The sequence below is a fragment of the Roseicyclus marinus genome, assembly GCF_030163795.1.
GTDB lineage: Bacteria > Pseudomonadota > Alphaproteobacteria > Rhodobacterales > Rhodobacteraceae > Roseicyclus > Roseicyclus marinus.
The window spans coordinates 145,155-170,701 of sequence record NZ_JASJOF010000004.1 but is presented as its reverse complement, the minus strand read 5'-3'; the positions used below and the strand labels follow the sequence as shown (position 1 = coordinate 170,701).

Here is a 25,547-nt window from a genome sequence, read left to right as displayed (position 1 = left end):
GCGGGAACGGCGCATCAGGCGCTTTGTTCCTGCGCCGCCGAGGCCGGCGGGGCGCGGTCGGCGCCGTCCATCAGATCCTCGATCAACAGGCTGAGCAATTCGCCCCGGTTCGTCACCCCGGCCTTGCGGTAGATGGCGTTGAGGTGGCTTTTCACCGTCCCGTCGGCAGATCCGCGCAGGCGGGCGATCTCGGCGATGGGCAGCCCCTTGACCGTGAACCATGCCACGTCGTGTTCCGAGGCGGTCAGGCCCCAAGCCAAGAAATGCGCATCGATCACGTCATGAAGCGCGCTGGCGGCCATCGACACCTGCCGTTCCAGATGCGCCTTGCGCGCCAGAAGCCGCAACAGCACCCGGATCTCGAAGGCGATGCCCGCGATCAGGCCCAGAACCGCCGCCGCCTCGACCGCGAAATGCCAGTCGAGCGGCCAGAGGCGGGTCAATTCGCCCCCGTCGAGCACCACGTCGAAGAGGAACACCCCCGCGCAGACGCCCTGCGCGAGGATGAGGGCGGCAAGGGCCGCGGGATTTTCAGACAGGCCACGCATCATTTCACGATGGTAGCATCGTCCGGCACGGACTTGACCCCTGTGAGCATGGCTTGCGGCAAATTCACGCCGGTCCGGATCGATTCCCAGATCACGGCGGCGACATGGACGAGGATGGAGATCTCGGCCCAGCCCACCAGAACCTCATGCGCTTCCTCGACCCAGTCGACGCCCCAAAAGGCATTGGTGGTCATCATGTAGCCCGTCACCCCGATCAGGAGAATCGTGAGGAGCAGGTTCAGGATCATCAGCGCCCCAAGCGGCGTATGGCCAAGGTAGACGCGGTGGCGGCCGGTGGCGATGTCTTGCACCTGTTGCATGGCGGCGCGCGGGCTGGGCAGGAAATCGGCGAAGCGGGCGTGGCGCGGGCCGATCAGGCCCCAGATCAGCCGGGCGGCGATCAGGCCGACAACGGCATAGCCCACCCATTCGTGGAGCGTGCTTTCGTCATCGGTGAAGAGCGCATTGGCGACAAAGCCCGCGACGAGCGCCCAGTGGAAGAGGCGGATGAACGGGTCCCAGACGGGGTGGCGTGTCATGGTTCGGATCCTTGGGGAGTGGGGGAGGTCGAGGGCGGCACCTTGGGCCGGGCCGCCCCCGCAAGCGTCGACGGGGAAGGGATCAGTCGTCGCGCTCGGTCCGGACGATCTGCATGTCGGCGTTGATGTAGATCTCGTAGCGTTCGCCATCCTTCAGGGCATAGGCTTCGAACAGGCCGTCCTCGGTCTCGATCTGGCGGACTTCGTAGCCTTGCGATTCGAGCAGGGTGCGGATCGCGGTCTGGGTTTCCTGCGGCACCTGCGCGTCGGGGGAGGCCATGGCGGCACCCGACAGGGCGAGGGTTGCGGCGAGGGTTGCGGCGAGAATGCGGGTCATCGTGGTATCTCCGATCATCTGGCGCGGCGGGATGCGGCGCCTTGACGGGAGGAGAGATGACCGCCCCCACCCCGCCGCACCATTGGACCGGAGTTGGGTTCGGGCTGCGCGAACCGGGGATGCAGGCATCTGCAACTGCGGTTGAGGGCGTTTTGGATCAAGGCAGCAACAGAAAGGCCGCGCGCTGCCTCCTCGCAGTGCGCGGCCTTGGCCGATGCCGGATCGACACTGGCTGTCAGTGCAGCAGACGCCCCATCGCGGCCGAAACATCGGCCATGCGCGCGGAGAAGCCCCATTCGTTGTCATACCACGCAAGCACGCGGACGGTGCGGCCGCCCACAACCTTGGTCTGGTCGGGGGCGAAGATGCAGGAATGCGTGGTGTGGTTGAAGTCGATGGAGACCTTGGCTTCGGGGTCATAGGCGAGCACCGAGCGCATGTGACCTTCGGCGGCTTCGCGGATCACCTCGTTCACATCGGCGACGGTCACGTCCTTTTTCGCCTCGAAGGTCAGGTCGACGCAGGAGACATTGGGCGTGGGCACGCGGAGTGCGGTACCGTCGAGACGGCCTTCAAGCTCGGGCAGAACCTCCTTGAGGGCCTTGGCGGCGCCGGTGGAGGTGGGGATCATCGCCATGGCGGCGGCGCGGGCGCGGTAGAGATCCTTGTGGCGGCGGTCGAGCGTGGGCTGATCGCCGGTGTAGCTGTGGATCGTGGTCATGATCCCGCGTTCGATCCCGATGGCGTCGTTCAACACCTTGGCCAAGGGCGCGAGGCAGTTGGTGGTGCACGACCCGTTCGAGACGACATGGTGTTCGGCCAGCAATTCGCGGTGGTTCACGCCGTAGACGATGGTCTTGTCCACGTTCTTGGCGGGGGCGGAGACCAGAACGCGCTTGGCCCCGCGGGTCAGGTGGACGGCGGCCGCGTCACGGTTGTTGAATTTGCCGGTACATTCGAGGACGACATCGCAGCCCTCCCAATCCAGCTCGGCCGGGTCGTAGGTGGAAAACACCTTCATCGGGCCGCGCCCGAGATCCATCGTGTCGCCGTTGATGCGGATGTCACCGGCGAAGCGGCCATGGACGCTGTCGTATTTCAGAAGATGCGCGTTGGTTTCGATCGGGCCCGTCGCGTTGATCTTGACCACCTGCACATCGTTGCGCGCGGCTTCGGTGATATGGGCCAGCGTGCAGCGCCCGATGCGGCCGAAACCGTTGATGCCGAGTGTGATGGTCATGGTTTTCCCCGTGATCTGTCGCGTCTGGTTCTGCGGTCGGGATACTGGAGCATACCGGCAAGGCCAAGGAAAAATATGTGCGCTTTCTGTGTGTTAGCGTAACCGTTAGCGGAAACATCGCGGGTTTGCGCTAACAGCGGGGCGGCGTTTGCAGGGCGGGCGTCGGAGCGAGGGGGGCAGTCGGGTCAGGCAAAAGCGCGGCCGTGCCCTTGAGTGACGACCGCGCTTTACCCTGCCTTAACCATTTTGCGCGATGCTGGGCTGCGTGGGGCCGGCGATATCACCATCCCGCCCTGCGAGCGGAGACACCCCCGGTTGCGGCGACCGTGGCCGGGGGGCGTTTCGTGGGCTCTTTTCAATCGGTCGTGCCTCGCCTATCACCGGCAGAGTTTTTCCACGGCCGAGAAAAGACCCCACGCTTGATCCAGACGCTTACCACCACCGACGCGCTTGCCGCGTTCTGCGCCCGGGCCATGAATGCCCCCTATGTCACGGTCGACACGGAGTTCTTGCGCGAACGCACCTATTTCGCCCAGCTCTGTCTTGTGCAGCTTGCACTTCCGGGGACGGATGATGCCGATGCGGTGCTGGTCGATCCGTTGGCCGAGGGGCTGTCGCTGGAGCCGCTGTGGGAGTTGATGCGCGCGCCGGGCGTGGTGAAGGTGTTCCATGCCGCGCGCCAGGATCTGGAGATTTTCCACGTCGATGGCGGGGTTGTGCCCAAACCCCTGTTCGACACGCAGGTGGCGGCGATGGTCTGCGGTTTCGGCGATCAGGTCGGCTACGAGACGCTGGTGCGCAAGATCGCGCGCGCGCCGCTCGACAAATCCTCGCGGTTCACGGATTGGTCGCGCCGCCCGTTGAGCGATGCGCAAAAGACCTATGCGCTGGCCGATGTCACGCATCTGCGCCAGATCTACGAGCATCTGGCCAAGCAGTTGGAGCGCACGGGCCGCACTGCGTGGCTGGAGGAGGAGTTGGCCTCGCTCACCGATGCGTCGAGCTATGTCGTCGATCCGGCGGAGGCGTGGAAGCGGCTGAAGATCCGCACCAATTCGGGCAAGACGCTGGCCATCGCGCAGGAGCTGGCGGCGTTCCGCGAGCGCTATGCGCAGGAAAAGAACGTGCCGCGCAGCCGGGTCATCAAGGATGACGCGCTGATGGAACTGGCCTCGACCAAGCCGCGCACCCTCAACGATCTGGGCAAGTCGCGGCTGTTGCTGCGGGAGGGGCGCAAGGGCGACATCGCTGACGGGTTGATCGCCGCCGTCCAGCGGGGTCTCGACATGCCCGCCGACAAGCACCCCAAGGCGGTCGAGGGGCGGGACCGGTCGAACCTGAATTCGGCGCTGGCCGACCTGTTGCGGGTCTTGTTGAAGGCCAAGGCCGAGGAGGCGGGGGTGGCGGCCAAGCTGATCGCCTCGTCCTCGGATCTGGACGATATCGCCTGCGGCGACCATGACGGGCTTTGGGCCACGGGATGGCGGCGTGAGGTTTTCGGCGAAGATGCGCTGCGCCTGCTGAGAGGCGAGGTGGCGCTGTCGGCGGAAGGTGAGCGGGTCAGGATCGTTTCGGTCTGAGGCGGTGGTGAGGGCGCGTTGCGTTCAGTCGCAGTCGCGGGCCGGGTGGCTCACCTTTTGCTGTCGCATGTTTTGGACGCGCAAAACCGGTTCCCACTTTTGCGCAACATGCTCTAGCGGCGGTTGACCGAGCGCCGGTTTTGCGCGCCGATCACCGTGATGGTGCGGATGCCTGCAAGGTCGAAGTTGCTGAGCGTGGCCCCCACGATCACCTCACGCGATTGCGCCGTGCCTTCGCGGGTCGGGGTGAGGGGCGGGAAAACCCGGAATTCGTAGGTGATGCTGCCGCCTTCGCGCGCGACCTCGACCAATTCGGCCTCCCAGAAGCCTTGAACGGGCGGGCGGCCCATGGCGCGGACGATCGCGCCCTGCGCCGTGGGATCGACGGAAAGCTCCACCACCTCGGCCACGAGTTGGCGCGCGTCGCCCGGTGCGGCTGCGGGTTCGGTCACGGCGATGCGTTCCTCGCGGTCGCCGCCGAACCAGTTGAACGGATTGAGACGCGTGCCGCAGGCCGCAAGGCTCAGGATCAGGGCCAGGGCGAGGGTTGCGCGCAACATCGTATCTCTCCGTCGGATCTTGTCGCGTCTTGGGTAGCGCATGGGCGGCGCGAAGGAAAGCGCCTCTGGACGGCGCGGCGCCATGGGCCTAGGTCAAGGGCGCAACAGCCACAGCCTGCCCGGAGAGATACCCATGGCCAGTCCCGCCTTCGAGGAAATCGCCGAAACCTTCGAATTCCTCGAGGATTGGGAGGAGCGCTATCGCCATGTGATCGATCTGGGCAAGGCGATGGACCCGTTGGAGGATGCGGTAAAAGTGCCCGCCACCAAGGTGGACGGCTGCGCGAGCCAGGTCTGGATCCTGCCGCAGATCGAAGGCGAGGGCAGGGCGGCGGTGTTCCGGTTCCGCGGCGACAGCGATGCGATGATCGTGCGCGGGCTGATCGCGGTTCTGCATGCGCTTTACGACGGGTTGAGCGTGGACGAGGTGCTGAAGGTCGACGCGGGCGGCGAACTGGCGCGGCTGGGGCTGAACGATCACCTGTCCTCGCAACGCTCGAACGGGCTGCGGGCGATGGTGGAGCGGATCCGGTTGTTGGCGGCGGAGAAGGCGTCAAGCTGAGGGCGCGAAAAACTGCAGTTTTTCGACACGGAAATCTGCAGATTTCCGAAGGCTCAGAGGCCGCGCATGGCGGTTTCCAGATCGCCGTAGCCCGTGTAGCGCCGTTCGAAGTCGAGCTTGAGGAAATCGGCGCAAGCCTTTGCTTTTTCAGTCAGGTCCGGGTCTTCGGTCTGGGCCTGGTAGACCAGTTTGGTGTAATTTCCAAAGTACATGTCGCGCAGTTGCGGATGGCGGTCGAGGCCCAAGGGTTTGGTGACGAAGGCGTCGAATTGGCGGACAAGAAAATCGGTCAAGTAGAAAGCCGTGATCTCGTCGCGGGCGGCAAAGGCGGTGTTGCCTTCGAAGAAGCTGTAGCAATGCGGCCCTTCAAGCATGGCGACGCCCAAGCGGTCGCAGGCGGCCTGCAACAGCCCGCCGGTGCCGCAATCGGCGTAAAGCACGAAAACCTCGGCATAATCGGCGCGGCGCGCGGTTACGGCGGCCTCTACCGCTTGCGGGATCTTCTGGGGGTGGTTGTGCAAGATCGCAGGCAGGCAATGCAGGTCGAGGTGATCCCATCCGTTCGCGGCCTTGAGGTCCAGCACCTCGCGGGCGAGCGCCCCGCAGCCGATCAAGAGGATGCGGCCCCGTCCCTCGGGGGGCAGGCCGGTGTCGGTGAGGGTCTGGTCGTCGGGCGGGTTCATGGGGGGATCATGACCGAGGCGGGCGGGCGCGCCTAGCCCTGCGGGCGGCATGGCGGGGACCGAGGACGGCAAGGGCTAGGCCACTCAGGACAAGAAGGCCCGCGAGACCCTCGCCCAAAGTGATGCGTTCGCCCAGCACGATGGCCGCCGTGGCCATGCCGACGAGCGGGATCAGGAGGGCGAAGGGGGTGACAAGAGCGGCGGGATGGCGCGACAGAAGCGTGCCCCAGATCGAATAGCCGACCACGGTCGAGGCGATGGCGACATAGGCCACGGCCGCCCATCCCGCCGGGCTGAGGGCGGCGAGGGTGGCGAAGGGCGCGGCCCCCTCGGTCAGGATCGAAAGGCCCAGCATCGGCAGGGGCGGCACAAGGCTGCCCCAGACGAAGAGGGGCAGCATCCGAACGCCGGGCAGGCGGCGCAGGACCAGATTGCCGATGGCCCAGCTGAGCGCGCCGCACAGGATAAGGCCCAGCCCCAGAAGCGTGATGTTGCCGCCCGCCACCATGCCGATGGCCCCGAGGCCGATGACGGCCAGCGCGATCCCCGCGCCCTGCAGGGGCGTGATGCGCTCGCCGTAGACGGCCCATGCCAGCAGGATGGTCAGGGGAACCTGGCTCTGGATGATGAGCGAGGCGAGGCCCGCGCTGGCATCCGCCGCCATGGCGCCGAAGAGAAAGGCGAATTGGCCCATGTTGATCAGCGCGCCCACGGCGAGGATCGCGCCCCAGCTGGCCGGGCGCGGAAAGACCGCGATGAGCGGGATCAGGAGCGCGAATCGCAGTCCGACGAACAAAAAGGGCGGCAGTTCCGCCAACGCGAGTTTCATCGCAGAGAAATTCGAGCCCCAGGCGAGGATCACGACAGCGACAAGCAGAAGATCGCGGGGGGGCATCAGATGGCTTTCACGGGGCGGTTGCGGGCAGGGCCGATCCAGAGACCCTACCGGGGCAAAGCGCAAGGGGCGAGGTCACAGCGCGCATGAGAACATCGCCAGCCGGTCACCCGTTCGGGTCCAGCGCAGGCTTTGCCAGAAGGCTTCGGCCGTGTCGTCGGGATCGGCCACGACCCAGATGTCGGTGCAGCCGAGGCGGCGGGCGTGGTCCATGCAGGTCATCACAAGCCGCGTGCCGATGCCCTGCCGCTGCCACGGGCCCGCTACGCCCAATTCGTTGATCCACCAGCTGTCGGGCTTGTCGGGGTGGTGGTAGATGACGCCCGAACACATGCCGACCATCTGGTCGCGGTCCACGGCTACCGCGATGTGGAGGTGATCGGCGGCGAGGAAACGATCGAGGAGATAGGGGTCGACCGGCCCGTCGAACACATCCTCGTGGACCTGCGAGAACAGGCCCGCGTCGATCTTGCGTGCGATGAAGACGGAAACGGCCATGCGCCAGCCTTAAAGCATGTTGCGCAAAAGTGGGAACCGGTTTTGCGCGCCCCGAACATGCGAAATCAAAAGCTTAAGGCGTAGCGTGTGACTGCGGATGAACGCGACATGCCAAGTGGGAAAAGCCCCCCGGCCCAGTGGCGTCGCACCGGGCCGGGGGCGGGGGCGCCATTTCAGGCGCGCGCCGCCATCTGGTTGTGCTTGCGCAGCACGAATTCCTTGGCCGTTTCGACCGCCACGGCCGCATCGCGGCAATAGGCGTCGGCGCCGATGGCGCGGCCGAATTCCTCGTTCAGGGGGGCGCCGCCGACGAGCACGATGTAATCGTCGCGGATGCCCTTTTCCTTGAGCGTGTCGATCACGACCTTCATGTAGGGCATGGTGGTGGTCAGCAGGGCGGACATGCCGAGGATGTCGGGCTGTTCGCTTTCCAGCGCGCCGAGATAGCTTTCGACCGCGTTGTTGATGCCGAGGTCCACGACCTCGAAACCCGCGCCTTCCATCATCATCGCGACAAGGTTCTTGCCGATGTCGTGGATGTCGCCCTTGACCGTGCCGATCACCATCTTGCCGATGCGCGGCGCGCCGGTTTCGACCAGAAGCGGTTTGAGGATCGCCATGCCGCCCTTCATCGCGTTGGCGGCCATCAGAACCTCGGGGACGAAGAGGATGCCGTCGCGGAAATCGTTGCCGACGATGGTCATGCCGCCCACGAGCGCCTTGGTCAGGATGTCATAGGGCGTCCAGCCACGTGCGAGCAAGATGTTGACCGCCTCTTCGATCTCTTCCTTGAGACCGTCGTAGAGGTCGTCGTACATCTGGCCGACCAGTTCGTCGTCGTCGAGTTCGGAAAGGATGATCTCGTCACTGTCGTCCGACATCGGGGTGTCTCCTGTCACCTGATGCGCGCGGGGGGCGCGGCTGGTAGCGGTTGCGCGGCGCGCGCGGGTCTTGATTTCGTCCTACTGCAATTGCGGCTTGTGGAATGCCGAAATACGACATGGGCCGCGCGCGGCGCGACCCGTGCGGGCGGGCGCGGGGGTCAACCCCGGCTCCGCCGACGTCCGCTGCGTTCGCGCGCGGCCGGGCCGTTGTCATCCGTGCCGTCAGAACCGGAGGAAAATCCCCCCAGTTCGGCGGTGATCTGGTCGAGCGTCGGGGCGGCACCGCGCGGCGTTTCCTCGAGTGCCCGGCGCATCGCGCGCAGGTGGTCAGGGGTGGTGCCGCAGCAGCCGCCGATGATCGTCGCGCCCGCATCGCGCGCCATGACCGCGTAGCGCGCCATCAATTCGGGCGTCCCGTCGTAATGGATATGCCCCTCGTGGTATTTCGGGATGCCGGCATTGCCCTTGGCGATCACGGGACGCTCGGACCCCGCGGCGCGGAAGCCCAGAACCGTGCGCAACAGGTCCGACGAGCCGACGCCGCAATTGGCCCCGTAGGCGAGCGGCGCATGGGGCAGCTTTTCCACCAGCTCGGCCATGCCGGCGGAGGTCAGGCCCATCATCGTGCGGCCCGCGGTGTCAAAGCTCATCGTGCCGCACCAATCCATGCCCGCCAGTTTGCAGGCCTCGGCGGCGGCGGCATATTCCTCGGGCGCGCTGATGGTTTCGACCCAGAGCACATCCGCCCCGCCGTCGCGCAGCCCTTCGGCCTGTTCGTGGAACATCTCGACCGCGCGGGCATGGGTAAGGGGGCCCATCGGGGCCATGATCTCGCCCGTGGGGCCCATGGAGCCCGCGACGATCACGGGGCGGCCCGCCTTGTCGGCGACCTCGCGGCCCAGTTCGGCGGCGCGCTTGTTCAGATCGTAGCAACGATCCTCGGCATTGTGCAGCTTGAGGCGCGACCGGGTGCCGCCGAAGGAATTGGTGAGGAAGATGTCGGAGCCCGCATCGACCGCACCTTGATACAGGGCGCGGATCCGGTCGGGGTGTTCCTCGTTCCACAGCTCGGGCGCGTCGCCCGATTGCAGCCCCATGTTGAACAGCGTCGTTCCGGTCGCGCCATCGGCCAAGAGCCAATCGCGGGTTTCCAGAAGTCGGGCGAGGGGGGATGTCATCGGTGTCTCCGTCGGATCAGGCGCGCGAGGCTGATGTGAAGCCTCGGCGCGTTATGAGCAAGGCGCAAAATCTGCAAGAAGGTTATGAGCGGCGTTCATGTGGAAACGCGACCGGCCCCGCCGAAGGGGGCGAGGCCGGTCCTGTCTGTCCGGTGTGCCGCGGGAGGCGGCGTCAGATTTCGGTCATCAACTGCGCCTTGGCCACGGCCAGAAGCTCGTCGTATTTCGTGCGCACTTCGGTTTCGGAGATGCGGTCGCCCAGATCGCCGAGGACCTTGCGCATGACATCCTCGTGGCCGGCTTCCTCGAAATCGGCTTTGACCACGGCTTTGGCGTATTCCGCCGCCTCGTCGCCGGATTTGCCGAGGATCTCGGCCACCCAGAGGCCCATCAGCTTGTTGCGCCGCGCCTCGGCGCGGAACTGCATTTCCTGATCATGGGCGAACTTGTTCTCGAACGCGGCTTCGCGGTCGTCAAAGGTGGTCATGCGGAGCACTCCGTTTGGTCATGGGCCTGTCGGGAGCGATCTTACGACCGCGCATCGGGCGGCTGCAAGCTCCGATGCCCGGCTTGCTTGCGACACAGCGCGCTTTGCCCTATAGGCGCGAGGAGGGAATGGGCGCCCGAGTCCGCATCCCACCCCCAGACATGTCCGGAGACAGCATGGCACGGCGCAAGAAGGTCTATGAAGGCAAGGCCAAGATCCTCTATGAAGGCCCCGAACCCGGCACGCTGGTGCAATATTTCAAGGATGACGCCACCGCCTTCAACGCGGAAAAGCGCGCCACCGTCGAAGGCAAGGGCGTGTTGAACAACCGCCTGTCGGAATTCTTCATGTCGGGTCTGAACGCGATCGGGGTGCCGACGCATTTCATCCGCCGTCTGAACATGCGCGAGCAGCTGATCCGCGCGGTCGAGATCATTCCGCTGGAAGTCGTGGTGCGCAATGTCGCGGCGGGGTCCATCTCCAAGCGGTTGGGGATCGAGGAGGGCACGGCGCTGCCGCGCCCCATCGTCGAATTCTACTTCAAGAATGACGAGCTGGGCGATCCGATGGTGAGCGAGGAGCATATCATCGCCTTTGGCTGGGCCACCCAGCAGGATCTGGACGACATGGTCAGCCTTGCGCTGCGCGTGAACGATTTCCTGTCGGGGCTGATGCTGGGCGTCGGGATCAAGCTGGTGGATTTCAAGATCGAGATCGGACGGATCTGGGATGGCGATTACATGCGCCTGATCGTCGCCGACGAGATCAGCCCGGATTCGTGCCGGTTGTGGGACATCGAGACGGGCCAGAAGCTCGACAAGGACGTGTTCCGCCGCGACCTGGGGAACCTGGCCGATGCCTATACGGAGGTGGCCCGGCGGCTGGGCGTGATGCCCCAGCGCGAAACGGGCGTGACGAAGCCGACGCTGATCAATTGACGGCGCGCCCCGTGGTGGGGGGGTGCCGTCCGTATTTTCGGGAAGATGAAGGGAAGCGGGCGATGAAGGCCACCGTGACCGTGATGTTGAAACAGGGCGTGCTGGACCCGCAGGGCGAGGCGGTGAAATCGGCGCTGGGGGCGCTGGGCTTTGCCGGCGTCGAGGGCGTGCGGCAGGGCAAGGTGATCGAGCTCGATCTCGCGCCCGGCGCGACCGAGGCCGATGTTACCGCCATGTGCGAGAAGCTGCTCGCCAATACGGTGATCGAAAGCTACCGCGTGGAGATGCAGGGGTGAAGGCCGCCGTCATCGTCTTTCCGGGCTCGAACTGTGACCGCGATCTGGCGGTGGCGTTTCGCGCGGCGGGCTTCGAGACCACGATGGTCTGGCACAAGGATGGCGCCCTGCCGGAGGGTGTCGACATCGTTGGCGTGCCGGGCGGGTTTTCCTACGGCGATTACCTGCGCTGCGGGGCCATCGCCGCGCAATCGCCGGTGATGCGGGCGGTCAGCGCCCATGCCGCGCGCGGCGGTCACGTGCTGGGGATCTGCAACGGCTTTCAGGTCCTGTGCGAAACCCGCCTTTTGCCCGGCGCGCTGATGCGCAATGCGGGGCTGAAATTCGTCTGCAAGATGCAGCGTCTGAGCGTGGGCACTGCCGACAGCGCCTTTACCGCCGGATATGCGGCGGGGCAGGAGGTGACGTTCCCCATCGCGCATCACGACGGCAATTACGTCGCGGATGCGCAGACCTTGGCTTCGCTCGAGGCCGAGGACCGGATCGCGTTCCGCTACATCGGCAATCCCAATGGTGCGATGGGCGATATCGCGGGCATCCTGAGCCCCAATCGCCGCGTGCTTGGCCTGATGCCGCATCCCGAGCGGGTGGTGGATGCCGCGCAGGGCGGAACCGACGGGGCGGCGATGTTCCGCGCGCTGGCCGAGGCGCTGGTGGCGGCCTGAACGGGCAATCCCCTTGAGCGTGGGGGCAGGCCCCTCTACCTTGGCCGTCATGAGCCTTGCCGAAAACCAATCAAGGGCAGACCGCAGCCTGCGTCTTCGGGCGTGGTTTCTGCGCGGCTTGCTGGTGGTTTTCCTCGTGGGTGCCATCGCGGCGGTCTGGGTGTCGAACGTCTGGCTGACCCAGCGGTTCACCGAGACGACGCGCAACCGCGCCGAGATCCGGCTGGCGATCTATTCCGGCACGATCCAATCCGAATTGCAGCGCCATTCGGTGGTGCCCTTGTTGCTGGCGCGCGATCCTGTCCTGATCCGGGCGCTGGAGACGACGAGTTATCAGGACACGAGCGCGCGGCTGATCTCCTACGTAGATGAGCTGGGCGCGGCCTCGCTTGTGCTTTTGGACCGCGAGGGGCGCGTCGTGGCGGCGACCGACCGTGAAAGGTTGGGCCAAAGGCGCACCTCCGATCCGTTTTTTGTCGAGGCCAGCCGGTCGCCCGACACGGTGTTCACCTCGAACGAGCCCGAAACGGGGCGGTTCGATTTCACCTTTTCGCGCGCGGTCCGGACCCCCGACAACCGGCTTTTGGGGGTGATCCTTGTCGAGGTGGATCTGGGCCGGATCGTTGAACGCTGGCGCGGCACGGCGGAGGCCGTGTTTTTGACCAACAGCACGGGCGAGATCATCTTGTCGACCGAACCGCGCTGGCGCGGGCGGACGGAGGTCGAGGCGCTGGCGCTGCAACCGCCGCAAAGCGCGATCCAGCGCGCGCTGCAGGCGACGGGCGATTTCACCTTCGGCGAGGCGGAACGGCGGTTTTTCGGGAGCGAGACGATCCGGCTTGAAAGCCGCATCCCGTTCCGGGGCTGGCGTATCGTGAGCTACACGGCCTTTGCCTCGGTGCGCGAGCGGGTCAACGCGGTGCTGGCGCTGGAGATCATGGGATTCGCCCTGATCCTTGCGGGCGGTTTCTACCTGATCAGCCGCCGTGCCCGGTTGCGGTCGGACAGGCTGGCGCGGGAATCGGCAGAGCTTCGCCGCCTGAACGGTCGGCTACAGCGGGAAATCGCCGAGCGCCAGAGGGTCGAGAGGACGCTGGAAGAGGCCGAACAGAGCCTTGCGCAGAGCCAGAAACTGGCCGCGCTGGGCGAGATGTCGGCGGCCGTGAGCCACGAGTTGAACCAGCCACTTGCGGCGATGAAGACCTATCTGGCGGGCGCGCGGCTGCTCTTGCAGCGCAAGCGGATCGAGGAGGCGGCGTCGAGCTTCCAGCGGATCGATGACCTGATCGACCGGATGGGCGCGATCACGCGGCAGCTGAAATCCTATGCCAGAAAGGGCGGCGACGCGCTCGAACCCGTCGATCTGCGTGACGCGCTGAAGGGCGCGCTGACCATGATGGAGCCGCAATTGCGCACCACCAAGGTCGAGATCACGCGCAACCTGCCGCGCCAGCCGGTCATGGTGATGGCCGACAGGCTGCGACTGGAACAGGTGATCATCAATCTGCTCAGGAATGCGCTCGACGCGATGAAGGACGTGGATCGGCGCGAACTGGACCTGTTGATTTCCGAGGGTGACGAGGCCGTGCTGACGGTGCGGGACAACGGCAACGGGATTGACGATCTCGACGCCTTGTTCGAGCCATTCTACACCACGAAGAAACCCGGTGAGGGGGTGGGCCTTGGGCTGGCCATCTCGTCGGGGATCGTGGCCGATCTGGGCGGCAGGCTGACCGCGCGCAACGGCGAGAGCGGTGGCGCGGTCTTCGAGATCCGCCTGCCCCTGATCGAGGGTGGCAGCGCCCGCGCGGCGCAGTAGGACCGGCCCGCAGGAACGCGGCCGGGCGAAGGAAGAGGACGACGGGCGATGAAGATTGCGATCGTGGATGACGAGCAGGACATGCGGCAGTCGATCAGCCAGTGGTTGGCGCTCTCGGGATTCGAGACCGAGACCTATGCCAGCGCCGAGGAGGCGTTGAAGGCCATCGGCCCGGATTGGCCGGGCGTGGTGGTGACCGACGTGAAGATGCCCGGCATGGACGGCATGGCCTTTCTCAAGCGCTTGATGGGGGTCGATAGCGGATTGCCCGTGATCCTGATCACCGGTCATGGCGACGTGCCCATGGCGGTCGAGGCGATGCGGATCGGGGCATATGACTTTCTGGAAAAGCCGTTCAACCCCGACCGGATGAACGATCTGGCCAAGCGCGCGAGCCAGCAGCGCCGCCTGACGCTCGACAACCGGGCGCTGCGCCGCGAATTGTCGGATGGCACGGTGCTGATGCGCAAGCTGATCGGGACGAGCGGCGTGATGGAGCGCCTGCGCGAGGATATCCTCGATCTCGGCCAGGCCGATGGGCATGTGCTGATCGTGGGGGAAACCGGCACCGGCAAGACGCTGGTCGCCCATGCGCTGCACGCGGTGGGCCCGCGCGCGGGCAAGAGTTTCGTCACCACGTCTTGCGCCGCCCATGACGAGGCGACACTGGCGGCGATGCTGTTCGGCCCGGTGGGCGAAGATCAGGACAAGCCCCTGATCGAACAGGCGCGCGGCGGCACGCTGGTTCTGGAAGATATCGAAAGCCTGCCGCAGCCGTTGCAGGCGCGGCTTTTGACGGCGATCAACGATCAGGGCACGCCGGCCGAGACGCGGATCGTGGCGATCTGCAACGCGCCCGAGCCCGAGATGTGCGAGGCGAGCCTGAGGCCCGACCTGTTCTACCGGCTGGCCGCGATGCGGATCGACCTGCCGCCGCTCCGCCAGCGGGGCGAGGATATCTTGACGCTGTTCACCCGGTTCGGCGAACAATTCGCCGAGGAATACGGCACCGATGCGCCGCAAGTCACGGCCCAGGAAGCCGCCCAGTTGTTGCAGGCGCCATGGCCGGGCAATGTGCGCCAACTCATCAACATCGCCGAGCGCGCGATCTTGCAGCAGCGGCGGGGGTCTGGGTCCATCGCGTCGCTGTTGATGGCCGACAATGCCGAGATCGCGCCGCAGCAGATCGGTGAGGGCAAGCCGCTCAAGGAATATGTCGAGGCCTTCGAACGGATGCTGATCGACAATACGATGCGGCGGCATCGCGGGTCGATCTCGAACGTGATGGATGAACTCTGCCTGCCGCGCCGGACGCTGAACGAGAAGATGGCGAAATACGGGTTGAGCCGGTCCGATTACCTCTAAGCGCATGGGCTTTAGGGCTTTTCGTGTCACCCGCAGGGCAGGGCGGTCTGCCCTGCGGCGTGTCGGCCTGCACGAATTGCCATTGCGTTTTGTGACGTGCGCCCCTTAATGTGGCTTAGCTGGCCCGTGGTCAGCCCAAACCGGTTTCTCTGCATCCCCCATCCGCGCCGGATCCCGTGCGCGACAGGGAGCGCAGGTCACTCGGGCCGCAGGTGGCGATTGCCCCCCGGCCCATCCCGAACCGCCCCTGAAACGGGGCAGAATTGGCCGAACCGGAACCGTCCGGCGCGGTCGGAGTCAGACGCGATGCACCGCTCGGGCGCAGACATGGTGAGACGGAACGGGGCCGACAGCCCCGCCGCAGCCGCGCCCCCGATGCTCGCCTTCATCATGAATCGTGACAGCCTTTCAACGCTGCGGTGGCTTGCGCCCCCGGGGCGTCAGCGGGGCCTGTCACGGGCAAGGACACAATGGCAAAGACGATGCTCATCGATGCCACACACCCGGAGGAAACCCGGGTTGTCGTGGCAGACGGACACAAGGTCGAGGAATTCGATTTCGAGTCGCTGAACAAGCGACAACTGGCAGGAAACATCTATCTGGCGAAGGTCACGCGGGTCGAACCCTCGCTGCAGGCCGCCTTCGTGGATTACGGTGGAAACCGACACGGTTTCCTCGCGTTTTCGGAAATTCACCCTGATTACTACCAGATCCCGGTCGCGGATCGCGAAGCGCTGCTCCGCGAGGAACGCGAATATGCGGAAGCCATGGCCGATGAGGCCGAGGAAGACGCCAAGCCCAAGCGTGGCCGCAGGCCCCGCCGCCGCAAATCGGGCGATAACGCCGCCGAGGCTGCCGGCAAGGATGCCGTGACGACCGGCGCCGCCTCGGGCGGGCCGTCGGGCATGGATGTCGTTGATCTAGGCGAAGACGAGGGTGACACGCTCGAAGGTCTGTCGCCGATGGAAACGGTGGCCGAAACCCCGGTCGAAGAGCCCGAGGATACCGGCGCGGAAGACGCCGACCACGATCACGACCACGATCACGACGCGGAGGCAGCACCCGCCGCCGAAACCGTCGCCGATGACGACACCGAAGAGGATATCCGCCCGACCCGCAAGCCGCGCCCCCGGAAATACAAGATCCAGGAGGTTATCAAGGTCCGGCAGATCATGCTGGTGCAGGTCGTCAAGGAAGAGCGCGGCAACAAGGGTGCTGCGCTGACCACCTACCTGTCGCTTGCGGGCCGCTATTGCGTGCTGATGCCCAACACGGCGCGGGGCGGTGGCATTTCGCGCAAGATCACCAATGCCGCCGACCGCAAGAAGCTCAAGGAAATCGCGCAGGAAATCGACGTGCCGCAGGGCGCGGGCCTGATCATCCGGACCGCGGGCTCCCAGCGGACCAAGACCGAGATCAAGCGCGATTACGAGTACCTGCAGCGCCAATGGGAACAGATCCGCGATCTGACGCTGCGCTCCATCGCGCCAGCCCCGATCTACGAGGAAGGCGACCTGATCCACCGGTCGATCCGCGATCTTTATACCCGCGAGATCGAGGAGGTTCTGGTGGAAGGCGAGGCGGGCTATCGCCACGCCAAGGACTTCATGAAGATGATCATGCCGTCCCACGCCAAGAACGTGAAGCACTACACCGACCCCACGCCCTTGTTCGCCAAGCACAAGGTCGAAGGGTATCTCGCCGACATGTTCAACCCGACCGTGCAGCTGAAATCGGGCGGCTACATCGTCATCGGCATCACCGAGGCGCTGGTTGCCATCGACGTGAACTCCGGCCGGGCTACCAAGGAAGGCTCGATCGAGGAGACGGCGCTCAAGACCAACCTCGAGGCCGCCGAGGAAGTGGCGCGGCAGGTCCGCCTGCGCGACCTTGCGGGTCTGATCGTCATCGATTTCATCGACATGGACGAGCGGCGCAACAACCTTGCCGTGGAAAAGCGGCTGAAGGACAAGCTCAAGACCGACCGCGCGCGCATCCAGGTGGGCCGCATCTCGGCCTTTGGTCTTCTGGAGATGTCGCGCCAGCGTCTGCGTCCCGGCATGCTGGAGGCCACGACCCAGCCCTGCAAGCATTGCCATGGCACGGGCCTGATCCGGTCCGATGACAGCCTTGCGCTCTCGATCCTGCGCCAGCTGGAGGAAGAGGGACCGAAGGGTCGCGCCAAGGAGGTCAAGGTCACGGCGCCTGTCGCCATCGTGAACTACCTGATGAACGAAAAGCGCGATTACCTTGCAGCCATCGAAGCGCGCTACGGTATGGCGATCCGTGTCGAAGCCGATCCCGCCATGGTGCCGCCCGATTACCGCATCGAACGGTTCAAGACCGCGACGCGCCGCATCGCGGCCGTCAGCCCTGTCGTGTCGATGGACGCCGCCCTGATGAATGACATCGACGAGGATGTCGCCGAGGTCGAAGAGGCCGCGGCGGAGACCAGCGCGCCGCCTGCCGCCCCGCGTGGCGAGGAGGAGGAGCAGCCCAAGAAGAAGCGTCGCCGCCGTCGCGGTGGTCGTGGCCGTCGCAAGAAGAGCGACGAGGCCGGTTTTGACGGATCTCGGTCCGATGGCGACGATGAGGGCGACGAGGGCGACGAGGACGAGGATCAGGCGCAGGGCGACGATCAGCCCGAAGCCGAGCCTGCACCCGAGGTGACGGCGGAGCCTGCCGGTGAGGCGGAACCTGCGCCCGAGGCAGAGGCAGTGACCGAGGAAGCGCCGGCCGAAAAGCCCAAGCGCACCCGCGCGCCGCGGACCCGCAAGACGCCCGTGAAGGCGCCCAAGGCCAAATCCGAGGAGGTCGAGGCCACGCCGGAGCCTGTGGCGGCAGAAGCCGCACCGGCACCCGAGCCCAAGCCCATGCCGGTGGCCGAGCCTGCACCCGAGCCGCAACCTGCGCCGGAATCCAAGCCCGAACCCAAGCCGGAACCTGTGGCCGAAGCGGCCCCGGCGGCGGCGGAACCCGCATCCACCGAACCCGCCAAGCCCAAGCGGCGCGGCTGGTGGCTGGGCAGCTGAAATATCTGATATCAAAAAGAAAAGGCGCCCTGCGGGGCGCCTTTTTCGTTGGGGAATGCGGTGGTGTCAGTTCGCGGTTTCGCGCAGCACCGCCACGATCTGCTGCATCCCGTCCAGCGGAACATAGCCGCGCACCATCTGGTCGCCGAACACGAAACTGGGCGTGCCGCTGATGGACATGCGCTGCGCCAGATCGTGATTGTATTCAATGGTTTGCATCACAAGCGGATCGTCCATCGCGGCAAGGATCGCCTGTCCGTCCAGCCCCAGATCATCGGCGAGGCCAAGGAGTGCGGGTTGGGTCATGTCACCGCGCAGTTCCATCAAGGCGTTGTGCATGTCGATATAGGCCGCATCGCCCGCGGCGATCCGCGTGGCGATGGCAAAGCGCGAGGCAAGCACCGATTGCTCGCCAAGTATCGGAAATTCCTTGATGATCACGCGGATGTCGCCGTCAAGTTCCACAAGATCCAAGACCTCGGGATGGGCGCGGCGGCAATAGCCGCAACGGTAATCCATGAATTCCACGATGGTGACATCGGCGTCGGGATTGCCGAAGCTTGCGTCGAAGGCGGAATTGAACAGGGCATCCATGTTGGCCGCGACCATCATCGCGTCGCGTTCCACCTCGGCCTCGGATTGGCGTTGTTCGAGGACGGCGATAGCCTCCATCAGAACTTCAGGGTTTTCAAGGAGATAGGCCCGCACCTCGGCGCGGAAGGCGTCTCGCTCCGCCGCGCTGAGATTGTCGAGATCGGTCGCCGCAGCCGGAAGCGCGAGGCCCGCGGCGAGGCAGAGGGGGAGAAGCTGTTTCAGCACGGGATCCGTCTTTCGTAAGGATGTCGGGGAATTGTTAGCACGGCGGACCGGTCGCAAGCCAGCCGAGACCGGCGCGGCATGGTCTCACAGGCGCGTGAGGTGCGAAGGGCGTTGACGGGCCGTGCAGGGGCTGGTTCAAGGCCCTCGTCCAACCCCGGAGGTCTGTCCCATGCGCCTGTCCAGCCGCAGCGCCGTCGATCCGTTCATCGTCATGGACGTGATGGAGGCCGCCCGCGCGGCCGAGGAAAAAGGACGTGAAATCATACATATGGAGGTTGGTCAGCCGGGGACGGGTGCACCGCGCGCGGCGCGCGCGCGGTTGGCTGCCGAGATGGAAAAGGGGCCATTGGGTTATACTGTCGCGCTGGGTCGGCCCGACCTGCGGGCGGCCATCGCGGCGCTGTATGGCGAGTGGTATGATCTGGACCTCGATCCGGCGCGGGTGATCCTGACTTCGGGCGCGTCTGGGGCGTTTATCCTTGCGTTTTCAGCGCTTTACGATGCGGGCGACAAGGTGGGGCTGGGGGAGCCCTGCTATCCGTCCTATCGGCAGATCCTGACGGCGATGAGCCTTGAGGCCGTGGGCCTTCGGACGGAACTATCCACGCGATATCAACCGGTTGCGGAGCAGTTGAGCAGCGATCTGGCGGGGTTGATCGTGGCGAGCCCGGCCAATCCGACGGGCACGATGCTGGACCGGCACGCGCTGCAAAGCCTGTCGAACGCATCAAGATCGCACGGTATATCTCTGATTTCAGACGAAATTTATCACGGTCTTCATTATGGCGACCGGGCGGTGAGCGCGCTGGAGGTCACGGATGATGTCTATGTCATCAATTCCTTCTCCAAATATTTCTCGATGACGGGATGGCGGCTGGGCTGGATGGTCGTGCCGCAAGATCATGTGCGCACGATCGAGCGTTTGGCGCAGAACCTGTTCATCTGTCCCAGCCATGCCAGCCAGATCGCGGCCCTTGGGGCCATGTCGCCCGAGGGGCGCGCGGAATTGGATGAGCATCGCCTGATATATGCCCGGAATCGCCAGATTTTGTTGGCAGGCTTGGCCAAGGTTGGGTTGACCGGCGTCGCCCCAGCGGACGGGGCGTTTTACGTCTATGTCGATGTGTCGGCTGTGACCGAGGATGCGCTGGCGCTGTCGCGCGACATTCTTGAAACCGCCGGAGTGGCGGTTACGCCGGGGCTTGATTTCGACAAGACGCGGGGGGCCGGGTTCTTGCGGCTGTCTTACGCGCGCGGCACGGCGGAGATCGAGGAGGGCGTGGCCCGCCTGACCCGGTATTTCGCCGGACGTGGTTAACGGGCGAGTGAGCGCGCGGTGGATTTCTTGCCGAAAGGTTAAGATCCGGCCCGGTTTGTTGCCAAGACTTCAAGGCCACAGCGGAACGGTCAGACACAATTAACCACTCTGCGCGGGCACGCGGCGCTTGGGTCCGAACTTTCGATTTGGTAAGGAACCCTTAACCAACACCAACCGGGACGAACCCCGTGATCCGAGCAGTCCTGACCCCGATCCTCGCGGCGCTGGCCGTCTGTGTCCTGAGCCTTGGCGCGGCGGCGCAAGGCATGGGCGCGTTGGCGCGGCTGATCCCGGAGGAAAGCCGCGTGAGCGCGGAGGAGGGCGGCGTGAGCCTGCGCCTGTCGCTGAGCCAGCCGGTGCCGTTCCGCGTCTTCACCTTGGCCGATCCGGCGCGGGTGGTGGTGGATTTCCGCGAAGTGGCTTTCGGCGATTGGCCCGGGGCCATGACATTGCCCGAGGGGATCGCGGATCTGGCGGCGGGACCGGCGCGGCAGGCGGGATGGTCGCGGCTGGTGCTGGAGCTGACAACACCGATGTTGCCCCAGACAGCAGCGATGACGACCGATCCCGACAGCGGACGGGCCGAGGTTATTTTGCATCTGGCGCGAGCGGATGCGGCGGATTTCGCCGCGCGGGCGGGTGAGCCGCCCGAGGCGGCCGCGCCCGCGCCCGTACGGGGTGAGGCCGCGCCCGGTGTGGCAGATGGACAGATCACGGTCGTGATCGACCCCGGTCACGGCGGGGTCGATCCGGGTGCTGTGCGTGGCGATCACACCGAGGCCGATCTGGTCCTGACCTTCGCGCGGGAATTGCGCGATGCGCTACGGCGCACGGGGCGGGTGGAGGTGGTCCTGACGCGGGACGCGGATGTTTTTGTGCCGCTGCCGACGCGGGTGACGATCGCGCGGGCGGCGGGCGCGGATCTGTTCCTGTCGATCCATGCCGATGCGTTGGCCGAGGGGCGGGCGCAAGGTGCCACGATCTACACGCTGTCGGAGACGGCATCGGATGCAGCCGCCGAGGCGCTGGCCGAACAACATGACCGGGCCGACCTGTTGCAGGGCGTCGACCTGCATGGTGCCGATGACGTGGTGGCGGGGGTCTTGATGGACCTCGCCCGTCTGGAGACCGCGCCGCGCGCGGCGGGGTTTGCCGAAACGCTGGTCGAGGTCTTTGCGGCGTCGGATGTGCGGATGCATTCCCAGCCTTGGGGCGAGGCTGGCTTCACGGTTCTGCGGGCCGCCGATATCCCCTCGGCGCTGCTGGAAATCGGCTTCATGTCGGACAGCCGCGATCTGGCCAATATCCTTGACCCGGCATGGCGTGCGGCGATGCAGGAGGCGTTGGTGGCCTCGGTTCTGGAATGGGCGGATGCCGATGCGGCGCGCATGGCGCGGGCGCGGCAATAGCAAGGCGGAAAGCCGCGTATGTGATTTGCCCGACGGCCCGGGGACGGGTATAGGCTCACGAGCAGATACGGGCGGTTGTGTATGATCCGATTCATCATTGGCTTTTTCGGGGCGATCTTTTCGGCGGTGACGCTGGGCGTGATCGCTGTCGCCATCGCCGTGGGCGGCATCTTGTTCATGTATTCGCGCGATCTGCCCTCGACCGAGGCGCTGTCGACCTACACGCCCGCCACGATCAGCCGCATCTATTCGCGCGAGGGGATGATCGTCGACGAATTCGCCGCCGAGCGCCGCCTGTTCGTGCCGGCCGAGGATATCCCCGACCTTGTGGCCCATGCCTTCGTCAGTGCGGAGGACCGCAATTTCTATGAGCATGGCGGCTATGATCCGCGCGCCATCGCGGCGGCCTTTTACGAGGCGGTGCAGAGCCGGGGCCGCGATGTGCGGGGCGCGTCCACGATCACGCAGCAGGTGATGAAGAATTTCCTGCTCGACGGGTCGCGCACGATCGAGCGCAAGGTGCGCGAGATCATCCTGGCCGCGCGGATCGAGCAGGCGTTGAGCAAGGAGCGGATCCTTGAGCTGTATCTGAACGAGATTTTCCTCGGGCAGAATTCCTATGGCGTGGCCGCCGCCGCCCAGACCTATTTCAACGCCAATCTCGAGGATCTGACGCTGGAACAGGCGGCCTATCTGGCGGCCCTGCCGCAGGCGCCGTCGAATTTTCATCCGGTGCGCGATTACGACCGCGCGATCAGCCGCCGGAATTACGTTTTGCGCGAGATGTTCGAGAACGGATACATCCCGCAAGAGGAGATGGAGGCAGCCATCGCGCTGCCGCTGGAAACGGTGCAGGGCGGCCATATCGAGCCGTTCCGCGGCGCCATCCCGCCGCGCAATTATTTCACCGACGAGATCCGCCGCCAATTGTCGGCGCAATATGGTGAGGACGAGTTCTTTACCGGCGGCTACACGGTGCGCGCCACGATGGACGAGAGCCTTCAGAACGTGGCCGAGCGCGCGTTGCGCCGGGCGCTGGAGCGCTATGACCGCAACCTTGGCGTCTGGCGGGGGCCGAGCGACCGGATCGACCCGGAGTTGTTGACCGACGAGGCGGACTGGCGCGCGGCGCTGGCGGATGCGGAGATCGCGCGCGACATCGACGGGTGGTTCGCGGCGGTGGTGCTGGAGGTGGGGCAAAATTCGGCGCGGATCGGGATCGAGGGTGTCGAAGAAGACGAGGATGGCCATTTCATCCCCGCCGAGGATGTGACCTGGGCCCGGCCGCTTCGTGAGGATGGCAGCCGGGGCCCGCAGGCGCGGGTGGCGGGCGATCTGCTGGCGGTCGGCGACGTGGTGCATGTGCGCGCCATGACGCGCGACAGCGACGGCGCATTCCTGCGCTGGACGCTGCGGCAGGTGCCGGAGGTGCAGGGCGGGTTCATGGCGATGGACGTGAACACCGGCCGGGTTCTGGCGATGCAGGGCGGATTTTCGTTCCAGCAGTCGAGTTTCAACCGCGCGACGCAGGCGACGCGCCAGCCCGGGTCGTCGTTCAAGCCCTTTGTCTTTGCCGCGGCGCTGGACAGTGGCTATTCGCCCAACACGATCGTTCTGGACGCGCCCATCGAATTGCAGACGCCCGAGGGGATCTGGCGGCCGACGAATGCGTCGAACCGGTTCTACGGGCCGTCGCCCCTGCGCACCGGGATCGAGATGAGCCGCAACCTGATGACGGTGCGTCTGGCGCAGGATGTGGGGATGGAGACGGTCGCGCGCTATGCCGAGCGGTTCGGCGTCTATGACGACATGCAGCCTTTCCTGGCCAATTCTCTGGGCAGTCAGGAGACCACGCTTTACCGGATGGTGGCGGCCTATGCGATGTTCGCCAATGGCGGGGAGCGGGTGGAGCCGACGCTGGTGGACCGCATCCAGGATCGTTGGGGCAACACGGTCTATCGCCATGACCAGCGGACCTGCCCGGATTGCCAGTTGGCCTCGCTTGAGCCGGGGTTCGCGCCGGCGATCATGTCGAACCGCGAGCGGGTGATCGACCCGATCACGGCCTACCAGATGACCTCGATGATGCGGGGCGTGGTGGACCGCGGCACGGCATCGGGGACGGTGAACCTGCCGGTGCCCACCGCGGGCAAGACCGGCACGACGAACGAGGCGCGCGACGTGTGGTTCGTGGGCTTCACCTCGACCATCGCGGCGGGTTGCTACATCGGCTACGACCAGCCGCAGCCTTTGGGCTCGGGCGCGTCGGGCGGCGGCATGTGCGGGCCGGTCTTCAACGAATTCATGCTGGAGGCCATCGAGGAATACGGCGGCGGGCCGTTCGCGGTGCCGCAGGGCGGCGTGTTCTACCCGATCGACCGGTTTTCCGGCCAGCGCCTGCCGGACGGGGCGCAGGGCAGCGAAGTGGTCTACGAATTGTTCCGCGAGGGCGAGGAACCCTATTTCGGCATCCTGTCGATCATCGACGGCGGCTGGGGCATGGGATCGGACCTGCCGCTGTTCGGGCGCGAGGACGAGGGTGTGCCGGTGGACGAGGACCAGACGGTGACGACCTCGACCGGGGAAGAGGTGCGCGTGCCCAGCCAGTCGAGTTTCGGGACGTTGAGTTCGGGCGGGTTGTATTGACGCAAGCGGCCGGTGGGCAGGATTGCCCACCCTACGCCTGGGCGCGCGGCCTTGTGGTGCGGGGCGGGGCTGATATATCACCCGGCAACGAACCGGAAAGGCCCCGACGATGCGCGCCGAAACGCAAGCCAATATCGAGAAGATCCGCAAATCCCTGACCCTGTTGGGCCAGCGCCTTGGGCTGGATACGGCGCAGCACCGGTTGGAGGAATTCAACGCGCGGGTCGAGGATCCGTCGCTGTGGAATGATCCGGCCCGCGCGCAGAAGCTGATGCGGGACCGGCAGGCGCTGGTCGACAAGCTGGGCACCTACGAGGCGATCAAGGCGGGTCTGACCGACAACGTCGAGCTGATCGAGCTGGGCGAGGCGGAAGGCGATGACGAGGTGGTGGCCGAGGCCGAAGCCGCTCTGGCCCAGCTGGTCGGCAAGGCCGCGCAGAAGGAGCTGGAGGCGCTTCTGGACGGGGAGGCCGACGGCAACGATGCCTTCCTCGAGATCAACGCCGGTGCCGGTGGCACCGAGGCCTGCGATTGGGCGCAGATGCTGAGCCGGATGTATGTCCGCTGGGCCGAGGCGCATGGCTACGAGGTGGACCAGCAAGACATGAGCCCCGGCACGGAGGCGGGCATCAAGTCGGTGGTGTTCCAGATCACCGGGCCCAATGCCTATGGCTGGCTGAAATCGGAATCGGGCGTGCATCGGCTGGTCAGGATCAGCCCTTTCGGCAAGGGGACGCGGGAGACGAGTTTCGCCAGCGTCTGGGTTTATCCGGTGGTCGACGACAATATCGAGATCGAGGTGAACGCGAGCGATATCCGGATCGACACCTACCGGTCGAGCGGCGCGGGTGGCCAGCACGTGAACACGACCGATTCCGCCGTGCGGATCACGCACCTGCCCACGGGCATCGTGGTGACAAGCTCGGAGAAATCGCAGCACCAGAACCGCGATATCGCGATGAAGGCGTTGAAATCGCGGCTTTACCAGATGGAGCTGGACCGGCGGAACGCGGCGATCAACGAGGCGCATGAGAACAAGGGCGATGCGGGCTGGGGCAACCAGATCCGGTCCTATGTGTTGCAGCCCTACCAGATGGTGAAGGACCTGCGCACGGGCTACGAGACGAGCGACACGGGCGGCGTTCTGGACGGCGATCTGGACGGGTTGATGGCGAGTGTTCTGGCGATGGACGTGTCGGGCAAGAGCCGGGCGGATGCGCGGGCGAGCGAGTGAGCCTGTGGTGCCGGT

Annotated in this window: 25 protein-coding genes; 12 read left to right on the top strand and 13 right to left on the bottom strand. The window is 65.6% G+C overall.

All coding sequences use genetic code 11. From position 1 onward, the window contains the following. Positions 1-14: 14 nt before the first annotated feature. The 4 genes from QQK63_RS07920 to gap all read right to left on the bottom strand — a co-directional run bounded on the left by QQK63_RS07920 (position 15) and on the right by gap (position 2,664). A complete protein-coding gene (locus tag QQK63_RS07920) occupies positions 15-548 on the bottom strand; it encodes a helix-turn-helix transcriptional regulator (protein ID WP_277823338.1) in 534 nt (177 codons plus the stop codon). After that, on the bottom strand, positions 548-1,087 hold the full coding sequence (locus tag QQK63_RS07915; RefSeq protein WP_277823336.1) for a cytochrome b/b6 domain-containing protein: 540 nt from the start codon (positions 1,085-1,087) through the stop codon (positions 548-550). The genes QQK63_RS07920 and QQK63_RS07915 overlap by 1 nt, the downstream gene beginning before the upstream one ends. Positions 1,088-1,169: 82 nt before the next feature. After that, positions 1,170-1,424, bottom strand: coding sequence for a PepSY domain-containing protein (locus QQK63_RS07910; protein WP_277823334.1), 255 nt, complete (start codon positions 1,422-1,424; stop codon positions 1,170-1,172). Positions 1,425-1,659: 235 nt separating this feature from the next. Then, on the bottom strand, positions 1,660-2,664 hold the full coding sequence (gap, locus tag QQK63_RS07905) for a type I glyceraldehyde-3-phosphate dehydrogenase (RefSeq protein ID WP_277823332.1): 1,005 nt from the start codon (positions 2,662-2,664) through the stop codon (positions 1,660-1,662). A gap of 422 nt (positions 2,665-3,086) precedes the next feature. Here gap and rnd point away from each other — a divergent pair, with 422 nt between their 5' ends. Beyond that, on the top strand, positions 3,087-4,244 hold the full coding sequence (gene rnd, locus QQK63_RS07900) for a ribonuclease D (RefSeq protein ID WP_277823691.1): 1,158 nt from the start codon (positions 3,087-3,089) through the stop codon (positions 4,242-4,244). Between the two features lie 113 nt (positions 4,245-4,357). Here rnd and QQK63_RS07895 read toward each other — a convergent pair whose 3' ends face one another. Further along, complete coding sequence (locus QQK63_RS07895; protein WP_277823330.1) at positions 4,358-4,804, bottom strand: hypothetical protein; 447 nt, start codon at positions 4,802-4,804, stop codon at positions 4,358-4,360. A 133-nt stretch (positions 4,805-4,937) separates the two neighbouring features. Here QQK63_RS07895 and QQK63_RS07890 point away from each other — a divergent pair, with 133 nt between their 5' ends. Then, a complete protein-coding gene (locus QQK63_RS07890; RefSeq protein ID WP_277823328.1) occupies positions 4,938-5,366 on the top strand; it encodes a SufE family protein in 429 nt (142 codons plus the stop codon). A 53-nt stretch (positions 5,367-5,419) separates the two neighbouring features. On the opposite strand, the gene QQK63_RS07885 is transcribed toward QQK63_RS07890, so the two are convergent. The 6 genes from QQK63_RS07885 to QQK63_RS07860 form a co-directional block, all read right to left on the bottom strand. Then, complete coding sequence (locus QQK63_RS07885) at positions 5,420-6,049, bottom strand: DUF1638 domain-containing protein (protein ID WP_277823326.1); 630 nt, start codon at positions 6,047-6,049, stop codon at positions 5,420-5,422. 7 nt (positions 6,050-6,056) lie between these two features. Next, positions 6,057-6,944, bottom strand: a complete 888-nt coding sequence (locus QQK63_RS07880) for an EamA family transporter (protein ID WP_277823324.1) — start codon at positions 6,942-6,944, stop codon at positions 6,057-6,059. Between the two features lie 75 nt (positions 6,945-7,019). Continuing rightward, a complete protein-coding gene (locus tag QQK63_RS07875; RefSeq protein ID WP_277823322.1) occupies positions 7,020-7,442 on the bottom strand; it encodes a GNAT family N-acetyltransferase in 423 nt (140 codons plus the stop codon). 173 nt (positions 7,443-7,615) lie between these two features. Then, positions 7,616-8,323: a corrinoid protein gene (locus tag QQK63_RS07870; protein WP_277823320.1), complete on the bottom strand. Its 708-nt coding sequence runs from the start codon at positions 8,321-8,323 to the stop codon at positions 7,616-7,618. Between the two features lie 161 nt (positions 8,324-8,484). Then, positions 8,485-9,504: a betaine--homocysteine S-methyltransferase gene (gene bmt / locus QQK63_RS07865; RefSeq protein WP_277823318.1), complete on the bottom strand. Its 1,020-nt coding sequence runs from the start codon at positions 9,502-9,504 to the stop codon at positions 8,485-8,487. Between the two features lie 172 nt (positions 9,505-9,676). Continuing rightward, positions 9,677-9,991, bottom strand: coding sequence for a DUF1476 domain-containing protein (locus QQK63_RS07860; RefSeq protein WP_277823316.1), 315 nt, complete (start codon positions 9,989-9,991; stop codon positions 9,677-9,679). A 176-nt stretch (positions 9,992-10,167) separates the two neighbouring features. Between QQK63_RS07860 and purC the strand changes: the two genes are divergently transcribed. The 5 genes from purC to QQK63_RS07835 all read left to right on the top strand — a co-directional run bounded on the left by purC (position 10,168) and on the right by QQK63_RS07835 (position 15,074). Then, positions 10,168-10,929 (top strand): phosphoribosylaminoimidazolesuccinocarboxamide synthase, encoded by a 762-nt coding sequence (purC, locus tag QQK63_RS07855; protein ID WP_277823314.1) that lies wholly within the window; start codon positions 10,168-10,170, stop codon positions 10,927-10,929. A gap of 62 nt (positions 10,930-10,991) precedes the next feature. Further along, a complete protein-coding gene (gene purS / locus QQK63_RS07850; protein ID WP_277823312.1) occupies positions 10,992-11,225 on the top strand; it encodes a phosphoribosylformylglycinamidine synthase subunit PurS in 234 nt (77 codons plus the stop codon). Then, complete coding sequence (purQ, locus tag QQK63_RS07845) at positions 11,222-11,890, top strand: phosphoribosylformylglycinamidine synthase subunit PurQ (protein ID WP_277823310.1); 669 nt, start codon at positions 11,222-11,224, stop codon at positions 11,888-11,890. Before purS ends, purQ begins: the two co-directional genes overlap by 4 nt. Positions 11,891-11,939: 49 nt before the next feature. Further along, a complete protein-coding gene (locus QQK63_RS07840) occupies positions 11,940-13,709 on the top strand; it encodes a sensor histidine kinase (protein ID WP_277823308.1) in 1,770 nt (589 codons plus the stop codon). A gap of 48 nt (positions 13,710-13,757) precedes the next feature. Beyond that, entirely contained in the window at positions 13,758-15,074 is a 1,317-nt protein-coding gene (locus QQK63_RS07835) for a sigma-54-dependent transcriptional regulator (protein ID WP_277823306.1), read from the top strand. A 197-nt stretch (positions 15,075-15,271) separates the two neighbouring features. Here the strand turns inward: QQK63_RS07835 and QQK63_RS07830 are convergent, their stop codons facing one another. After that, on the bottom strand, positions 15,272-15,466 hold the full coding sequence (locus tag QQK63_RS07830; RefSeq protein ID WP_277823304.1) for a hypothetical protein: 195 nt from the start codon (positions 15,464-15,466) through the stop codon (positions 15,272-15,274). 78 nt (positions 15,467-15,544) lie between these two features. Between QQK63_RS07830 and QQK63_RS07825 the strand changes: the two genes are divergently transcribed. Continuing rightward, complete coding sequence (locus tag QQK63_RS07825; protein ID WP_277823302.1) at positions 15,545-18,106, top strand: Rne/Rng family ribonuclease; 2,562 nt, start codon at positions 15,545-15,547, stop codon at positions 18,104-18,106. A 66-nt stretch (positions 18,107-18,172) separates the two neighbouring features. Here QQK63_RS07825 and QQK63_RS07820 read toward each other — a convergent pair whose 3' ends face one another. Then, a complete protein-coding gene (locus QQK63_RS07820; RefSeq protein ID WP_336618790.1) occupies positions 18,173-18,925 on the bottom strand; it encodes a DsbA family protein in 753 nt (250 codons plus the stop codon). A 169-nt stretch (positions 18,926-19,094) separates the two neighbouring features. On the opposite strand from QQK63_RS07820, the gene QQK63_RS07815 reads away from it, so the two are divergent. From QQK63_RS07815 to prfB, 4 genes are all read left to right on the top strand, one after another. Further along, a complete protein-coding gene (locus tag QQK63_RS07815; RefSeq protein ID WP_277823300.1) occupies positions 19,095-20,243 on the top strand; it encodes an aminotransferase class I/II-fold pyridoxal phosphate-dependent enzyme in 1,149 nt (382 codons plus the stop codon). A gap of 191 nt (positions 20,244-20,434) precedes the next feature. Beyond that, the gene (locus QQK63_RS07810; protein ID WP_377135602.1) at positions 20,435-21,652 is read left to right on the top strand and encodes an N-acetylmuramoyl-L-alanine amidase; all 1,218 of its coding nucleotides are present in this window, start codon (positions 20,435-20,437) and stop codon (positions 21,650-21,652) included. Between the two features lie 81 nt (positions 21,653-21,733). Next, positions 21,734-24,298: a penicillin-binding protein 1A gene (locus QQK63_RS07805; RefSeq protein WP_277823296.1), complete on the top strand. Its 2,565-nt coding sequence runs from the start codon at positions 21,734-21,736 to the stop codon at positions 24,296-24,298. A gap of 109 nt (positions 24,299-24,407) precedes the next feature. Further along, complete coding sequence (gene prfB, locus QQK63_RS07800; protein ID WP_277823294.1) at positions 24,408-25,532, top strand: peptide chain release factor 2; 1,125 nt, start codon at positions 24,408-24,410, stop codon at positions 25,530-25,532. The last annotated feature ends 15 nt before the right edge of the window (positions 25,533-25,547 follow it).

Coding starts and splice junctions, on each gene's coding strand:
- QQK63_RS07830 (WP_277823304.1), bottom strand. CDS start 15,466: ATGATGAAGGCGAGCATCGGGGGCGCGGCTGCGGCGGGGCTGTCGGCC.
- QQK63_RS07885 (WP_277823326.1), bottom strand. CDS start 6,049: ATGAACCCGCCCGACGACCAGACCCTCACCGACACCGGCCTGCCCCCC.
- QQK63_RS07825 (WP_277823302.1), top strand. CDS start 15,545: ATGGCAAAGACGATGCTCATCGATGCCACACACCCGGAGGAAACCCGG.
- bmt (WP_277823318.1), bottom strand. CDS start 9,504: ATGACATCCCCCCTCGCCCGACTTCTGGAAACCCGCGATTGGCTCTTG.
- QQK63_RS07910 (WP_277823334.1), bottom strand. CDS start 1,424: ATGACCCGCATTCTCGCCGCAACCCTCGCCGCAACCCTCGCCCTGTCG.
- QQK63_RS07860 (WP_277823316.1), bottom strand. CDS start 9,991: ATGACCACCTTTGACGACCGCGAAGCCGCGTTCGAGAACAAGTTCGCC.
- QQK63_RS07880 (WP_277823324.1), bottom strand. CDS start 6,944: ATGCCCCCCCGCGATCTTCTGCTTGTCGCTGTCGTGATCCTCGCCTGG.
- QQK63_RS07805 (WP_277823296.1), top strand. CDS start 21,734: ATGATCCGATTCATCATTGGCTTTTTCGGGGCGATCTTTTCGGCGGTG.
- QQK63_RS07875 (WP_277823322.1), bottom strand. CDS start 7,442: ATGGCCGTTTCCGTCTTCATCGCACGCAAGATCGACGCGGGCCTGTTC.
- QQK63_RS07890 (WP_277823328.1), top strand. CDS start 4,938: ATGGCCAGTCCCGCCTTCGAGGAAATCGCCGAAACCTTCGAATTCCTC.
- QQK63_RS07870 (WP_277823320.1), bottom strand. CDS start 8,323: ATGTCGGACGACAGTGACGAGATCATCCTTTCCGAACTCGACGACGAC.
- QQK63_RS07815 (WP_277823300.1), top strand. CDS start 19,095: ATGCGCCTGTCCAGCCGCAGCGCCGTCGATCCGTTCATCGTCATGGAC.
- QQK63_RS07835 (WP_277823306.1), top strand. CDS start 13,758: ATGAAGATTGCGATCGTGGATGACGAGCAGGACATGCGGCAGTCGATC.
- QQK63_RS07915 (WP_277823336.1), bottom strand. CDS start 1,087: ATGACACGCCACCCCGTCTGGGACCCGTTCATCCGCCTCTTCCACTGG.
- gap (WP_277823332.1), bottom strand. CDS start 2,664: ATGACCATCACACTCGGCATCAACGGTTTCGGCCGCATCGGGCGCTGC.
- QQK63_RS07920 (WP_277823338.1), bottom strand. CDS start 548: ATGCGTGGCCTGTCTGAAAATCCCGCGGCCCTTGCCGCCCTCATCCTC.
- QQK63_RS07840 (WP_277823308.1), top strand. CDS start 11,940: ATGAGCCTTGCCGAAAACCAATCAAGGGCAGACCGCAGCCTGCGTCTT.
- QQK63_RS07895 (WP_277823330.1), bottom strand. CDS start 4,804: ATGTTGCGCGCAACCCTCGCCCTGGCCCTGATCCTGAGCCTTGCGGCC.
- purC (WP_277823314.1), top strand. CDS start 10,168: ATGGCACGGCGCAAGAAGGTCTATGAAGGCAAGGCCAAGATCCTCTAT.
- purS (WP_277823312.1), top strand. CDS start 10,992: ATGAAGGCCACCGTGACCGTGATGTTGAAACAGGGCGTGCTGGACCCG.
- prfB (WP_277823294.1), top strand. CDS start 24,408: ATGCGCGCCGAAACGCAAGCCAATATCGAGAAGATCCGCAAATCCCTG.